The 15,551-nt window shown below is 43.2% G+C and carries 14 protein-coding genes, 2 tRNA genes and 1 riboswitch; of the genes, 3 read left to right on the forward strand and 13 right to left on the reverse strand.

Annotated features, from left to right (window positions below):
* Positions 1-49: 49 nt before the first annotated feature.
* The 3 genes from PSH50_RS08850 to orn all read right to left on the reverse strand — a co-directional run bounded on the left by PSH50_RS08850 (position 50) and on the right by orn (position 970).
* A tRNA-Gly gene (locus PSH50_RS08850) sits at positions 50-125 on the reverse strand.
* A gap of 41 nt (positions 126-166) precedes the next feature.
* Positions 167-242: transfer RNA gene (locus PSH50_RS08855), tRNA-Gly, on the reverse strand.
* 182 nt (positions 243-424) lie between these two features.
* Positions 425-970 (reverse strand): oligoribonuclease, encoded by a 546-nt coding sequence (orn, locus tag PSH50_RS08860; RefSeq protein WP_004589057.1) that lies wholly within the window; start codon positions 968-970, stop codon positions 425-427.
* Between the two features lie 125 nt (positions 971-1,095).
* Here orn and rsgA point away from each other — a divergent pair, with 125 nt between their 5' ends.
* Together rsgA and asd are read left to right on the forward strand one after the other, a co-directional pair.
* Positions 1,096-2,154, forward strand: a complete 1,059-nt coding sequence (gene rsgA, locus PSH50_RS08865; protein WP_004589056.1) for a small ribosomal subunit biogenesis GTPase RsgA — start codon at positions 1,096-1,098, stop codon at positions 2,152-2,154.
* Between the two features lie 15 nt (positions 2,155-2,169).
* A complete protein-coding gene (asd, locus tag PSH50_RS08870; protein WP_004589055.1) occupies positions 2,170-3,048 on the forward strand; it encodes an archaetidylserine decarboxylase in 879 nt (292 codons plus the stop codon).
* Positions 3,049-3,318: 270 nt separating this feature from the next.
* Here the strand turns inward: asd and PSH50_RS08875 are convergent, their stop codons facing one another.
* The 8 genes from PSH50_RS08875 to PSH50_RS08910 form a co-directional block, all read right to left on the reverse strand.
* Positions 3,319-4,068 carry a HesA/MoeB/ThiF family protein gene (locus PSH50_RS08875; RefSeq protein WP_273586724.1) on the reverse strand — a complete coding sequence of 250 codons (750 nt, stop codon included), beginning with the start codon at positions 4,066-4,068 and terminating at the stop codon, positions 3,319-3,321.
* Positions 4,061-5,587 (reverse strand): thiamine phosphate synthase, encoded by a 1,527-nt coding sequence (thiE, locus tag PSH50_RS08880; RefSeq protein ID WP_273586723.1) that lies wholly within the window; start codon positions 5,585-5,587, stop codon positions 4,061-4,063. The genes PSH50_RS08875 and thiE overlap by 8 nt, the downstream gene beginning before the upstream one ends.
* A 13-nt stretch (positions 5,588-5,600) precedes the next feature.
* On the reverse strand, positions 5,601-6,392 hold the full coding sequence (locus tag PSH50_RS08885) for a thiazole synthase (protein WP_096041151.1): 792 nt from the start codon (positions 6,390-6,392) through the stop codon (positions 5,601-5,603).
* Between the two features lie 4 nt (positions 6,393-6,396).
* Positions 6,397-6,591, reverse strand: a complete 195-nt coding sequence (gene thiS / locus PSH50_RS08890) for a sulfur carrier protein ThiS (protein ID WP_054982299.1) — start codon at positions 6,589-6,591, stop codon at positions 6,397-6,399.
* Positions 6,592-6,598: 7 nt separating this feature from the next.
* The gene (locus PSH50_RS08895; protein WP_273609520.1) at positions 6,599-7,600 is read right to left on the reverse strand and encodes an FAD-dependent oxidoreductase; all 1,002 of its coding nucleotides are present in this window, start codon (positions 7,598-7,600) and stop codon (positions 6,599-6,601) included.
* Positions 7,601-7,655: 55 nt separating this feature from the next.
* Complete coding sequence (gene thiC / locus PSH50_RS08900; RefSeq protein WP_054982298.1) at positions 7,656-9,608, reverse strand: phosphomethylpyrimidine synthase ThiC; 1,953 nt, start codon at positions 9,606-9,608, stop codon at positions 7,656-7,658.
* 143 nt (positions 9,609-9,751) lie between these two features.
* Positions 9,752-9,857, reverse strand: a riboswitch (TPP riboswitch).
* A 94-nt stretch (positions 9,858-9,951) separates the two neighbouring features.
* Entirely contained in the window at positions 9,952-10,350 is a 399-nt protein-coding gene (locus tag PSH50_RS08905; RefSeq protein WP_004589048.1) for an META domain-containing protein, read from the reverse strand.
* A gap of 311 nt (positions 10,351-10,661) precedes the next feature.
* Positions 10,662-11,066 carry a thioesterase family protein gene (locus tag PSH50_RS08910; RefSeq protein ID WP_273586720.1) on the reverse strand — a complete coding sequence of 135 codons (405 nt, stop codon included), beginning with the start codon at positions 11,064-11,066 and terminating at the stop codon, positions 10,662-10,664.
* An 83-nt stretch (positions 11,067-11,149) separates the two neighbouring features.
* On the opposite strand from PSH50_RS08910, the gene PSH50_RS08915 reads away from it, so the two are divergent.
* The gene (locus PSH50_RS08915; RefSeq protein ID WP_171038594.1) at positions 11,150-13,267 is read left to right on the forward strand and encodes a TonB-dependent receptor; all 2,118 of its coding nucleotides are present in this window, start codon (positions 11,150-11,152) and stop codon (positions 13,265-13,267) included.
* Positions 13,268-13,931: 664 nt separating this feature from the next.
* Here the strand turns inward: PSH50_RS08915 and epmA are convergent.
* Positions 13,932-14,906 (reverse strand): elongation factor P--(R)-beta-lysine ligase, encoded by a 975-nt coding sequence (gene epmA / locus PSH50_RS08920; RefSeq protein ID WP_273609521.1) that lies wholly within the window; start codon positions 14,904-14,906, stop codon positions 13,932-13,934.
* A 56-nt stretch (positions 14,907-14,962) separates the two neighbouring features.
* The gene (efp, locus tag PSH50_RS08925) at positions 14,963-15,529 is read right to left on the reverse strand and encodes an elongation factor P (RefSeq protein WP_004587956.1); all 567 of its coding nucleotides are present in this window, start codon (positions 15,527-15,529) and stop codon (positions 14,963-14,965) included.
* Positions 15,530-15,551 lie beyond the last annotated feature (22 nt).

Consider the following 15,551-nt stretch of genomic DNA (forward strand, 5'->3'; position numbering starts at 1 on the left):
AGTGCCGCTTTATATTTTATTCGATACTTCAATTTCTTTGGTGAGAAATTGGAGCGGCACACGAGGCTCGAACTCGTGACCTCGACCTTGGCAAGGTCGCGCTCTACCAACTGAGCTAGTGCCGCTTTATATTTTATTCGATACTTCAATTTCTTTGGTGAGAAATTGGAGCGGCACACGAGGCTCGAACTCGTGACCTCGACCTTGGCAAGGTCGCGCTCTACCAACTGAGCTAGTGCCGCTTCATATTTAGTCAGTAATTTGTCCGTTGGTGCGCGACAGGTCGCGTCCTACGTTCTGGCAACCAAGCTAGTGCCGCAATTACTGATGGTATTTAAACCACTCAAACACACCAACCCCGCGAGGGTTATCGTCTTGAGCGGGGCAGGATTCTACAATAATCTAATGTGTTTGCAAGTGTTTTTTACAAATTAAAGAATTTTTCTCTATACACCTTTAATTCCATAATAGAATCTTTAATGTCATCGAGAGCTAAATGAGAGCCTTTTTTATTTACCTGTTCTAGTACCTCAGGCTTCCAACGTCGGGCAAGCTCTTTAATTGTGCTTACATCTAAATTTCGATAATGAAAAAAGTCTTCAAGCTCGCGCATATACTTATTCATAAAGCGTCTGTCTTGACCTATTGAGTTACCACACATCGGTGATTTACCAGCAGGAACCCACTGCTTTAAAAAATTAAGCGTTTGTTCAACCGCATAAGCTTCATCATATGTACTGGCTTTACAACGGGCCGTCAAACCTGATTTCCCATGCTGTGTAGTACACCATTCGTCCATGCCATCTAACAACTCATCACTTTGATGAATAGCTATAGTAGGCCCTTCCGCGAGTATATTTAAATCGGCATCAGTTACTACTGTCGCAATTTCGAGTATTTTATCTGTGGCCGGCTCAAGTCCAGTCATTTCCAGATCAAGCCAAATTAAATTAGATTCATTAATAGTCATAGTAACCTTAAACAGTGCTTTTCTTTAGATCCAACGCATTTCGATATATCATATTAGCATCAACCGTCGAGCTAAAGCTTTTTTATACGCAAAGCCGACATTTAAACCAAGGTTATAGGCCAAAAGTGGCAAAACAGAAAAAATTAAGTAAAGGCCAATCTCGCAGGATCAAGGCTAATCATCAAAAGCGCTTAAATAATGCCGATACAAAATTGGCAAAAGGTGGCGCACAAGAGTGGCAAACAGATAATCTGGGCGCAACCGAAAACGCTGTCGTGATCAGCCGTTTTGGCCAACACGCCGATGTAGAAACACAAGAAGGTGACGTATTACGCTGTAATATTCGCCGTACCGTTACTAACTTAGTGTGTGGTGATGAAGTACTATTTCGCCGCGCAAAAGTAAGTGAAGGCGACTTAGCAGGCGTTATTGAAGCAACACAAGAGCGCCGCTCTCAGCTTACGCGTCCCGACTTTTACGATGGCGTAAAAGTAATCGCTGCAAATATTGACCAAATTTTAATGGTCTCAGCGGTACTGCCAGAGTTTACGCCCAGTATTATCGACCGTTACTTAATTGCCTGTGAAGACATGGGTATAGAACCTATTTTAGTACTTAATAAAATCGATTTAATCGACGACGAAGGCCTAAATGAAATTCAAAAAGTACTCGATATTTATCGAGGCCTTGGTTATCAGGTACTGCTTGTAAGTAGTGTAACCGGCGAAGGCATAGATGATTTAAAAAACGTACTGGTTGATAAAAATAATATTTTTGTTGGTCAAAGTGGCGTAGGTAAATCAACCTTAGTTAACACTGTGCTTCCTGATGCCGAAATATTAACTAAAGAAGTATCAGAAAACAGTGGCTTAGGGCAACATACCACCACTGTATCGCGCTTACATCACCTACCAAGTGGTGGTAACCTAATTGACTCACCGGGAATACGTGAGTTTGGTTTATGGCACTTAGATGTTGAACGGGTAACTTGGTGCTTTAAAGAATTTAGAGAGTTTATAGGTGGATGTCGTTTTAGAGACTGTAAGCATTTAAACGACCCTGGCTGTATAATTCAACAAGCGGTAGCCGATGGCGATATTTCGCAATTGCGATTCGACAGCTACCACCGTATTTTAGAAACAATGGCCGATGGCCGTGCTGGTGCACGCGCACCTCGCGTTTAATTTAGGAAACAATCTGTGAGCTTAGACAAATTTAAAATTGCAATGCAGTATGCAATGCCAAAGCACTTTATTTCACGCGTAGTAGGTAAATTAGCAGCAGCAAAAGCAGGTGCTTTAACTACAACGCTTATTAAACTATTTATTAAACAATATAAAGTAGACATGAACGAGGCTTTGTATGAAGACCCAGCGCACTACAAAACGTTTAATGAATTTTTTACTCGCCCATTAAAAGATGGTGTGCGTCCAATGGCGCAAGGCGAGAACGTAATTACTCACCCTGTTGATGGTGCTATTAGCCAACTGGGCGACATTGTTGATGGGCAGCTAATACAAGCAAAAGGTCATGACTACAGTCTACAAGCACTATTAGGTGGCTCTGAAGATGATACAACACCATTTTTAGGCGGAAAATTTGCTACCATTTATTTAGCGCCAAAAGACTACCACCGTATTCATATGCCTATAGACGGCACACTAAGTAAAATGATTTACGTACCGGGCGACTTATTTTCGGTAAACCCGCTTACAGCGCGCAATGTCCCTAATTTATTTGCTCGTAACGAACGTGTAGTGGCTATTTTTGAAACCGAAATTGGCCCACTTGCTATGGTACTAGTAGGCGCAACCATTGTAGCCAGCATAGAGACCGTTTGGGCAGGCACAGTAACACCACCAGCCGGTAGCGATGTGTTTAGCTGGAACTACCCTACTAAAGGCGAAAACGCCATTACCCTTAAAAAAGGTGAAGAAATGGGCCGCTTTAAACTAGGCTCAACAGTGGTACTAGCATGGGGTGCAGATAAAGCAGACATTTTAGACGACCAACTGCCTGAAACAGTAACGCGTTTAAACACCGCATTTGCAACAATTAAAGAAAGTGAAGAGCTGTAAGCTGTAAGCTGTAAGCTGTAAGTAAAAATAAATATTAAGCACCGCGTTTACCATAAACGCGGTGCTTTTTTATTGGTAGGCGTGAAGCTTGCTCACGCCAAAAATAAAAAGCGTAAATAGATTTTATATCAACGGGCCAGCAAGAAAGGCGCCTATAGATGAATTTAACTACGATGCGAATTTTAGCTGTAGACGTAGAGCTTGCTCACGTTAGAAGCGCAGCTTCTCATGGCTTAACTCCGAGTTTAGCCCCGCGAATTACCTCATACTTTATTCACCGCACTCTTTGCAGTTTATATCTTTAATCATTTTAAATTGCTGTTGCTTTAAGCTCAGCGCATCAAAGCTGATAAACACACTACCTTTAACATGCCCTAGCAGCATATTAAGCGTAAGCTGTGCCTGCATAGAGCCTATAATTCCTAACAGTGGGCTTATTACACCTGTATTACTACAATTTACAGCGGGTGCGGCGTCACTTTTTGCAAAAACACAGCCATAACATGGGCTATTGTTTTGCCTAAAATCAAAGCCCATAAGTTGCCCACGACTTGCAATCGCGGCACCTGCAATTAAAGGCAACTTAAGAGTAAAGCAATAACGGTTAACACTGTAACGTGCTGCAAAATTATCAGAGCAATCAAGTACTATGTCGGCATTTTTTAAAAGCTCCCCTGCGTTGTTATCATCGAGCTTTTTACAATGCATCACTATTTCTATTTGATTATTAAGGCTTGTTAATACTTTGCCAGCAGCGGTGACCTTGTTTTGCCCTAAGTGATTAACTTTATAAAGCACTTGGCGCTGCAAGTTAGAAAGCTCAACCGCATCATCATCTATTAAAATAAGTGTACCAATACCTGCCGCGGCTAAATACAAAAGTGCAGGGCTACCTAGCCCGCCAGCTCCCACTACTGCAACGGTGGCTGCTTTAAGTGCTAACTGCCCTTCTAACCCCACTTCTTTTAATAATAAGTGGCGACTATAACGCAGGGTTTCTTTATCACTAAGCTTATTCATTAGGCTGGTTTATAGCACTTTTTAGCGCACTAATTGCTGCAATATAATCATCCGCTTCACTAATCGCTCGTACAACCGCAACACTGCCTACTCCTGTATTTGCAACCTCGCTTGCGCGGGTTAAATCTATGCCGCCAATGGCAACTGTTGGGTAGTTTTGCATTAATGGCACACACTTTTTAAGTTTATCGAGACCTTGAATCTGGCCGCTCATATCTTTGGTTGTGGTTGGGTAAATAGCACCAAATGCCATATAACTTGGTCGGTAGTTGTGCGCACGTAACATTTCGTAAAAACCGTGGGTAGAAAGCCCAAGCCTTAAACCTGCTTCTCTAATCGCTGCTAAATTAGCGGTTTCTAAATCTTCTTGGCCTAAGTGTACGCCGTAGGCACCGTGCTTTATTGCCAACTGCCAGTAGTCGTTTATAAATACGTGAGCGCGGTACTTTTTACCCAGCTCTACGGCCTGCTTAATTAACTCATCAAGCTCAAGGTCGGTTTTATTTTTAACGCGAAGCTGCGCCGTAGTAATACCTTGCTGCAAACATTTATCTAGCCAATCTAGGCTATCGACCACAGCATACAAGCCCAGCTTTTTGCTCTCACAAGGTGCAAAATCAGCCGCCATATTAAATTCAAGCGGCACATCAAAATCAAGCTCATCGCCAAGCCAGCTGCCAGGCTCAATTACTTGCGGGTAGTCATCTAACTGTGTAGGAAAAGCAGTATGTGCAACAGGGCCTATTCCTTCGCCGTATCTAACCGACTGCTTTAAGCCCTGGTTTATATAAGCTTTAGCTAAAATAAAAGCATCTTTTAGAGGGTAGTCTTTTGCTAAACACGCGGCAATAACCGAGGCCATACTACAACCTGTACCATGACTATGAGGGCTTTGAATTTTTTTATTACCAAGCCAATACTCTTCGCCGTTTTGTGTGCAGTAATCAATACAATAACCTGTTGGGTAATCCCAGTGCCCGCCTTTAATAACAACCGCTTTTGCGCCCCAGTTTAATAGCTTTTTAGCAGCGTCTTTCACGGCGCTTGGGCCAATTAAATACACCCCTGTTAGCAATTGCGTTTCGTGCGTGTTAGGTGTTATTACATCCACCAGCGGCATTAAGCATTCTTTAATGGCACTTACGGTATCTTCTTCAGTTAATACATCACCACTTGAAGCAATTGCAACGGGGTCGTAAACAATCACAGGCGGTACAGGCCATTTAGCTTTGTAATGTGCTATATGCTCGCTTATTAATTGAATTTGCTGCACATTAGCCAGCATGCCAATTTTAATTACTTTGGCTTTCATATCGCTTTCGAGTGCGAGTAATTGCGATTCAATAATATCGGTAGATACCGCGTTAATGGCCTCTACACCTAAGCTATTTTGCGCCGTAAGCGCGGTAATTGCAGTACAACCATGCACGCCAAAACTTTGCATTGCTTTTATATCGGCTTGAATGCCTGCGCCACCACCTGAGTCTGAGCCTGCAATTGTCCACACTAAATTATTCATACTCTTTATTTCCTTACTGCTGATGCCAAAACGGCATACCCATTGTAGGGGTTGAGGGGGCTGCTAAGTCTTTTTCAGGCATTGCTTTGGCATTATACGCAAAGCGCCCAGCCTCTACCGCGGCTTTAAATGCACGGCTCATCGTAATTGGGCAGCCAGCCCCTGCTATCGCTGAATTTAATAATACCGCATCATACCCTAATTCAAGCGCTTGGCAGGCATGCGAAGGCAAACCAAGCCCTGCATCTACAATTAATGTTGTGTTTGGTAAGCGCTCACGAATTGTTTTTAAATTATAACTATTTAAAAGCCCCTTGCCGGTGCCAATAGGCGCGCCCCAAGGCATAAGCACCTCACACCCTAGCTCGTTTAAACGCTGGCATAGCACTAAATCATCAGTGCAATAAGGCAATACTTTAAAGCCATCATTAATTAATATTTTTGTGGCTTCTAACAATGCGAATGGGTCGGGTTGTAAGTTGTAGTCATCACCTATTAGTTCAAGCTTAATCCAATCGGTTGCAAATACTTCACGGCACATTTTAGCAAGTGTTACGGCTTCTTTTACACTGTGGCACCCTGCGGTATTAGGCAGTATTTTAAGGCCTGTGTTTTTTATAAGCTGCCAAAAGTCATCCCCTGCGGCAGCGCTTTGCTGGCGCCTTAATGACACCGTTACTATTTGCGCGCCAGAGGCTTTTATAGACTCTTCCATCACCGCTGGAGAGGGGTAAAGCGCCGAGCCTATTAATAAACGGCTATTTAGTTGCTCGCCATAAATAGTTAAGCAATCGTTACCTTGCATAATGCTACCCACCTTGAATAGGCGATAACAATTCAATGCTATCCCCTTCGTTAATTGTGGTGCTGGCGTGCAGACTTTGTGGAATAAATTCGCCATTTAGTGCCACCGCGAATGGAGGCTTTGCACCAAAATTTTGTAATACATCAACAAGCACTGCACTTTTAATAGTTAGCAGCTCACCATTAATTGTTATAGTCATTTATTACTCACCCTATTTGAGATAACGCATCAGCCACTAAGGCGGGCCCTAACATGTAGCCATGACGATATAAGCCATTAATGCTAATTACGTTACCTGTTTTTAAAACCGCAGGGCGGTTATCGCTAAATGCGGGGCGTAACCCGCTTTGAATATTTAACAGCCGTGCTTCGGCAAACCCGCTGTGCACAGTGTAAGCCGCCGAAAGTAGTTCAAGCGTGGAGCGTACTGTTGCAGGGCCGCTATCATCAGACTCTATTTCAGTTGCACCAATTACATATTCATTATTTGGTTTTGGCGCTATATAAATTGGGTAGCGCGGGTGCATTAAACGCACCGGCCGCGTTAAATTAACCTCAGGTGCATGTAACCTAGCCACTTCACCGCGTACGCCTCTAAGGGGTTTATCGCCTTTAGCACCTAAGCCACGACAGTCAATAATGTAATCAAACCCGCGGTTATTCACCTCGCCGTTTTGAATGCTAACGCGTTGGTTAAAAACAAACTTAACCTTACGTTTATTAAGCATGGTAAAGCTTGCTTTATAAAAGGCCTGGTTATCTATTTGCCCTTCGCAGGGTAAAAACACACCTTGGTTAAAACGATTAGCTAATTCGGGTTCTAACTGTGTTATTTGCTGAGCATTTAACGCCTGCGCGCTGTGCCCTGCTATTGGCTTTATTCGCTGACTAAAGCTTAGTAAGTCACCTTTATCTTGCTGGTGCGCCACGACCAGCGTGCCTTTTTGCTGATAAAAAACCTCGCCTTCAAGCTCGCTCACTATCTCTGGCCAGCGCTTGAGAGAATTTAGCCCCATGATGGCTAAATCCGTTTCACACAATACCGACTCAGCAAGCGGAGCAAGCATTGCCGCAGCCACCTTACCGGCACTATTTTGTGTGTGTTCGTCACTGGCTTCAAACACGGTTACATGATGCGACTTACTAAGCTCAAGGGCAGCTAAGCGCCCTGCTAAACCAAACCCCACAACAGCAATGTTGTAAAACATAAAACCTCCTTTTAATAACAGGCTAGCAGCCATAAGCCGCTAACCTGTTATTGGCTTATATTGCTTTGTGGTAAATTTCTGAGCCCGTTTGTTTAAACTCTTCAGATTTAGCTTTCATTTGCGCTTCTACATCAACCATTTTGATCTCAATTGCATCACCAACATTGTTAGGATCGATCCCGCGTGATTCGAGATCTTTGGCGTAATCGCGTACCTCTTGGGTAATTTTCATTGAGCAAAATTTAGGGCCGCACATAGAGCAAAAGTGCGCTACTTTGCCAGACTCTTGCGGTAGGGTTTCGTCGTGATATTCACGGGCACGCTCTGGGTCTAAACCAATGTTAAATTGGTCGTGCCATCTAAATTCAAAGCGCGCTTTAGATAACGCATTATCGCGCTCTTGCGCGCCGGGGTGGCCTTTGGCTAAGTCGGCCGCATGCGCTGCAATTTTGTAGGTAATTAGGCCCTCTTTTACATCTTCTTTATTGGGCAAACCTAAATGCTCTTTTGGTGTTACATAACACAGCATGGCACAGCCGTACCACGCTATTTGTGCAGCGCCTATACCCGATGTTATATGGTCGTACCCTGGTGCTATATCGGTCGTTAATGGGCCTAATGTGTAAAAAGGCGCTTCGCCACAATGCTCTAATTGTTCATCCATATTGGCTTTAATCATGTGCATTGGCACATGGCCTGGGCCTTCAATAAATACTTGTACATCGTGTTTCCACGCAATTTTTGTAAGCTCCCCTAACGTACGTAGCTCACTAAATTGCGCTTCGTCGTTGGCATCAGCAATCGAACCTGGACGAAGGCCATCTCCAAGCGAAAAACACACATCGTATTGTTTTAAAATTTCGCAAATATCTTCAAAGTGTGTATATAAAAAGTTTTCTTTATGATGCGCTAAACACCACTTAGCCATAATTGAGCCACCACGCGATACAATGCCGGTTACACGCTTTGCCGTCATTGGCACGTAACGCAGCAATACGCCGGCATGAATAGTAAAGTAATCAACACCCTGCTCGGCTTGTTCAATCAAGGTATCGCGAAATATCTCCCACGTTAGGTCTTCGGCCACTCCGTTTACTTTTTCAAGCGCTTGATAAATTGGTACAGTGCCAATGGGCACCGGCGAGTTACGTACTACCCATTCACGGGTTTCGTGAATGTAACGCCCGGTTGATAAATCCATTACGGTATCGGCGCCCCAACGGGTAGACCACACCATTTTTTCTACTTCTTCTTCGATTGATGAGCTTACCGATGAATTACCAATATTAGCGTTAACTTTAACTAAAAAGTTACGGCCAACTATCATGGGCTCGGTTTCGGGGTGGTTAATATTATTTGGTAAAATAGCGCGACCGCGGGCTATTTCGTCGCGAACAAATTCAGGGGTAATAAAATCGGGAATACTCGCCCCAAACGACTCGCCTTTATGCTGTGCTGCTAATAGCTCTTCTCTAATTTGTGCACGGCCCATGTTTTCGCGTATGGCTACGTATTCCATTTCAGGGGTAATAATGCCTTGGCGAGCATAATGCATTTGCGTCACGTTTTTGCCCGCTTTACCACGGCGAATTTTAGGTAAATGATCAAAGCGAATATGATCAAGGCCGTCATCGGCCATACGTTGCTGAGCAAATTGCGAAGTGACCGAGTCGAGCACTTCAGTGTCGTTGCGCTCTTTTATCCACTGCTCACGAAATTTAGGTAATCCCTTACGTACGTCTAATTCAAAGTTAGGGTCGGTATACGGGCCTGATGTATCGTAAACACGCAGTGGATCGTTTGGCTCATACACAGGGTTTTGCTCATCGCCACCAATAAACGTATCGCTTAATGTAATTTCGCGCATACCCACGCGTACACCGCTTTGGCTGCCCTCAACATACACTTTTTGTGAGCTTGGAAATGGCTGACCCGTTAAATTATAAATATAATCTGACGCAGCAGCGCGCGTTTCTCGACGTGTAGACTTATTTGTAGTGTTTGACATGACTTACCTCATTGCTAAAGGGTTGTCTTGTCAGATATTCCATAAGGAATAGAGAAAGATCGTAAAGCAGTGGTTACGCTGCTTTGCGGCCTAAAATGGCTAGTTATTTTGTTGCGCGCATAAAAAAAGACGCACAAGCGTCCCATTTTAGGCAGCTTGTTCCCTACGCAGGTTTTAACCTGATCAGGTTCACGGATCCCGCTTTCGCGATCTCAGCCTTAATTATTTAAGGCACTCCGACAAGTAAAATTATGTTCGTTGATTTGCTATTTTGATCAAATCAGCGTTGAGTGTACGCCAGTTAAAAATTGCCTGCAAGGGGCAGTTTTAAATACTCATGCCACTACTTTGCAATAAACAAAAAAGTTTGATCGCCCTGCATAACTAACTGTGAGCCTTGCATGGTAAGCGTTGCACCTTCTCGTAGCGCTTGTAAAAACTGCTGCTCTAGCTCATCAACGTCTGCTCCGCACGACTTACGCGTCATGCCAAGTTTATTAACGCTAATACTGCTGTCTTTAAGCTCGCCTTCACCAAAAAACTTATTACATCCTGCAAACCCGTTTACTTGCAACGCTTCAATAAAGCTCATTGATGCACTGTAAGAGGCCGGCACAGCTAAACCATCAACCTTTGATAGTTGCCATTGTGTATACTTTAGCTGCTCAGTGGTCACCGTCCCTGTGGCTGTACAACCAATACATAAACCGATTAAAAGCATCGGTAGTGCTGCTAATTTCATGCTATTTCTAACTAAATATTTAATTACCGTAATAGTAACAATTTTTATGCGGTTTATCCGTTAAAAATGCATGTTTTAAATGTAAATTTTTGTTCTATGATAGTTTAGAGAGTGTTGAACTTTGCAGATTAAAACGTGTTCACAGTAAGGGGGCTTTAATCGCTTTGCTTGGTTTGTAACTTAGTGGGCTCGATAACAGCACCTACGCTACCCGCTATTTACGATAAACAACCCCACTGCCTAGGCGCTGCTATAAAACAAACTAGGTTAAATTTAATCCCAAAGGTCACAGCCCCTTAAAATTATACGCGCTAATCTTGGGTGTAATTTTTAAATAAATTATCTATTTCGGGAGGTAAAAAAGGGCGCCCTTTTTCATTAACCGAAGTGCCTATAACCTTGGCTTGTAGCATTACTTTATTGTCGTGTTTACGTACTAAGGTTTGCTTAAACGCAAACTTTATACGGCTTATACGCTCAGGTTCAACTGCTATATAAAATTCATCATCTGGTACAAGCGAATGTTTATAATCAACCTCACTGCGTATCACCACTAAATTAACTTTTTGCTTTGCTAGTAGTGCAAAATCAATCCCATTTGCAAATAAAAACTCATGGCGAGCATGCTCTAAATAATTAAAGTACACACTGTTATTTACAATTCCTTGTAGGTCACATTCGTAATGGCGCACTTTAAAATCAACTTTAAAGGTCATATTAGTAATCCTGATTATTTAACGTATAATCGCTGCGTTATAACACAAGTATTAAAATAATTGCTACCATACGAGTCCCCAAAATGGAGTTAAGTAACCTAATGAACTTACGTTTGTCTTTAATTACTGCGGCGTTATTACCGCTAATTAGTACACCACTTATAGCAAACGCTGATGACAGCGACCTAGAACGAATTGTTGTTACAGGCGACTTTCAACGTGAAAGCATTCAAACATTAAGCGCTAGCGCTAGCCTATTTAGCAAAGATGAAATTAATCAACGTGGTGCAAGTTACTTAGACGAAATGCTAGGTAGTACAGCCAACGTAAACTTTACATCTGGTGCCTCTCGTGGTCGTTATATTCAAATTCGTGGAGTGGGACTTCGTTCACAATTTGTAGATCCAATTAACCCATCGGTTGGCTTAGTTATTGACGGCATTAACTACTCGGGTTTAGGTGGCAGCTCATTATTATTTGATATAGACCAGGTAGAAATTTACCGCGGCCCACAAGGCACTCGCTTTGGTGCAGACGGCATGGCCGGTATGATCCAAATGGAATCAGCTCAGGCAACTGCCGATCCTAGCTTAAAATTACAAGTGGGTATGGGTACTTATAACTCGCGCGAAGCAGGCCTTGCAGCAAGTACCGGCTTAACCGACGACACAAGTGCCCGCGTAAGCTACTTCCGTAGAAAATCAGATGGCTACGTAGATAACCTATATTTAAACGACGAAACTCAACAACAAGATGAGCAAGTAGCCCGCTTTAAATTAAACAGCCAACTTACTGAGCATTTAAACACAGAGTTAAACCTGCACTACATAGATATAAACAACGGCTACGATGCGTTCACGCTTGATAACAGCCGTAATAGTGTAGCCGACGAGCCAGGCCAAGATAATCAACAAAGCTACGCCATTGGTATTAATAATACCTACACAGGCTTTGATGCCTTTGATGTAAGCTTAAACCTTTCAGCCATTGATACAGAGCTACTTTACAGCTTTGATGAAGACTGGGTATGTAACGATGCAAGCGAGCCACAATTATGTGCAGCTGGCCTACACCCTTGGGGTTATAGCTCAACCGATGTCTACACGCGTGATCGCGATGATCAATCGGCTAATTTACAGTTTAATTCTAAAACAGGTAACTGGGTTGCCGGTGTTTACTATCAAAACCGCGACGTAGATTTAGAGCGCGAATACACTTGGCTTGCAAGTCCATTTGCATCAACCTACGAAACCAGTAACGTAGCTGTTTACGGCCAAGTAGCCACACCTATCGGCCCTAAAACCACGCTCATTACCGGTTTACGTGTAGAGCAATACCAAGGTGATTACACCGACAGCAACGGCTTTATTGAAGAGACTGACGACGTAATGGTTGGCGGTAAAATAGCACTTGAATACCAAGTGATTGATCGTACTATGATCTACACCAGCATTACCCGTGGTTATAAAGCTGGCGGTATTAATTCAGAAGCATTAGCAAAAGCTAAGGATGAAGGCTTAAACCTAGATGCTGATTTTTTCCAGCAGCATACAAGCTTTGACCCAGAATACCTTTGGAGCGGCGAGTTTGGCGTTAAGGGTTCATCGCTTGATGATAAATTTACCCTTCGTTTAGCAGCATTTTATATGCACCGCGACAACATACAGCTAAAAGCATGGCAAGTAGAAGGTCAGCAATTTACAGGCTACGTTGATAACGCAAGCTCTGGTAGCAACTACGGGCTAGAAGTTGAAGGTAGTTACCAACTTACCGAAGATTTATTCTTAACAGGTAGTGCCGGTTACTTAAACACAGAAATTGACGACTTTGTAACGCAATCTGGCTTAAATCAAGACGGTCGTGAGCAAGCGCAATCACCTAAATACCAATACGCATTTAGCGCACGTTACAACTTTACTAATGAGCTGTACGGTATGATTGGTGTTGAAGGTAAGGACGATTATTACTTCTCAGATAGCCATAATTCAAAAGCACCCAGCAGCAATTTAGTAAACCTAAGTTTAGGCTACGAAGCCGACATGTGGGCAGTGCGCGCATGGGCACGTAACGTATTTGACGAAGAAGTACCAACCCGCGGCTTTGAGTTTGGTAACGACCCACTTGATGGTTACGCTACACACACCTACGTGCAATTAGGTGAGCCAAGAGTAGCGGGTATAACGTTTACGTTAGAGCTTTAAGGTGTTAGCTGTAAGCTGTTAGCTGTTAGCTGTTAGCTGTTAGCTGTTAGAAAAAATAAATATTAAGCACCGCGTTTACAATAAACGCGGTGCTTTTTTATTGGTAGGCGTGAAGCTTGCTCACGCAAAAAAGCAAAAGCGTAAATAAATTTTATTTCAACGCACCAGTAAGCAAGGCGTTTATAATTAATTATTACTTCTTCACTACTGCATGTTTTCTGTGGTGATAAAATTTCTTTAGTTTTTACTTAAAACCACCGAGGGCGCAGCGCGCTACACTGAGACGTTGTTTGCTCTTCTCCTTCACTTCTCCGTGTTCTCTGTGGTGATAATAATTTCTTAATTACTGATGCACTAGAACAAAACGCTTTTACCACCGAGAACACCGAGGCACTGCCACTACACTGAGAAACACACAAATAGCAGCGAGTTTATCTCGCGTCTGGCATTTAATACAAAATACGCGGCATAAAGCCGCGACTACAACATGACCCTCTAAAGCGCAGCGCCTCCTAACCTCTTTGTGAAGAAATAACTTAACCCCTATTGCACAAAGAGAATAAAAAGAGGAGTAAATGAGAAAACATACAAGTAGCAGCGAGTTTACCTCGCGTCTGGGTTTATTGTTTTAACGCGGCATAAAGCCACGCCTGCAGGTAAAGCGTTACGCCCTATCTACATCAAACGCGATGACTTCTTTTATTGTATCTTTAGCGGTGGCTAGCATAACTAATCTGTCTATCCCCATAGCAACGCCTGCACATTGCGGTAAGCCGTGCTCAAGAGCGTCGATTAAGCGGGTATCCATAGGCACGTGGTTTAGCCCATTGGCAGCGCGATAGGCGTTATCTTCATCAAAGCGCTTTGCCTGCTCTTTAGCATTAGTTAACTCATTAAAGCCGTTCGCTAATTCCATATTTTTATAATAAAGCTCAAAGCGCCCTGCTACGCGGTTATCATGCTCACAAATTTGTGCCAATGCCGCTTGCGATGCCGGAAAGTGATACACAAAACACGGCTTATTTTGCCCAATAGTTGGCTCTACTTTCATACAAAATAACAGCTGCAGCAAGGTATCTTTATTGGTTTCGTTTTCGGCTATATCGGCAAAGCCGTGATCGCAGGCAAGTGTTTGCAATTGTCTAAGCGTAGCTGTTAATGGGTCAAGCGCTAACACTTGCTCAAATGCTTGCTGGTAAGTCAGTCGCACTGCAGGCTCTACATTTAAAATGAGCTGCATTAGCTCATCCATTTCATCCATTAATGCAAACTCATCAAACCCAGGGCGATACCACTCAAGCATGGTAAACTCGGGGTTATGATGGCGCCCCGCTTCTTCGTTTCTAAATGCCTTACAAAGCTGAAATATGGGCCCTGAGCCTGCTGCTAGCAAACGCTTCATTGCAAATTCAGGCGATGTTTGTAAATAAAGCGGCAAGCCACCCGCGTGGCCTGGGCCTACAAACTGCGTATTAAAACTTGCTAAATGCACATCGGTTACACTGGCACTGCTTAAGCTCGGTGTTTCTACTTCCATTACATTACGCGTATAAAAAAACTCACGAATGATTCTAAGTATGGCTGCACGCTGCTTAAGGGTGTTTATGCTTGCACTAGGTGCCCAAGGTGTTGCTGACATATTTTCTCCAAAAAAAATCCCAGCTTAAGCCGGGATTTTATAAACCGTACTCAAGCTTACTTAACACGGCCTACGTATTCACCGCTACGGGTGTCTACTTTAATTACTTCACCAATTTGTACGAATAATGGAACGCGTACTACTGCACCAGTGCTAAGCGTTGCAGGTTTACCGCCTGTGCCCGCTGTATCGCCTTTAAGGCCTGGATCAGTTTCAGTGATCTCAAGCTCAACAAAGTTAGGTGGAGTAACCGCGATTGGGCTACCGTTCCATAATGTAATAGTACATACATCGTTTTCAACTAACCATTTAACGGCATCGCCAAGTGCTTTTTCGTCAGCGGCAATTTGTTCAAATGTTTCGTTGTTCATAAAATGCCAAAACTCACCGTCTGTGTATAGGTACGCTAAGTCGGTATCCATAACATCGGCGCCTTCAACTGATTCACCCGATTTAAAGGTTTTTTCAAGCACCTTACCAGAGATAAGTTTGCGGATACGAACACGGTTAAACGCTTGGCCTTTACCAGGTTTTACCATTTCATTTTCTAAAATACTGCAAGGTTCGCCGTCCATCATAATTTTTAGGCCGCCCTTGAACTCGTTGGTGCTATAATTCGCCATCGTTTCCTCTATTTAATTTTTT

The sequence above is a fragment of the Pseudoalteromonas sp. Angola-7 genome (assembly GCF_028599255.1).
GTDB lineage: Bacteria > Pseudomonadota > Gammaproteobacteria > Enterobacterales > Alteromonadaceae > Pseudoalteromonas > Pseudoalteromonas atlantica.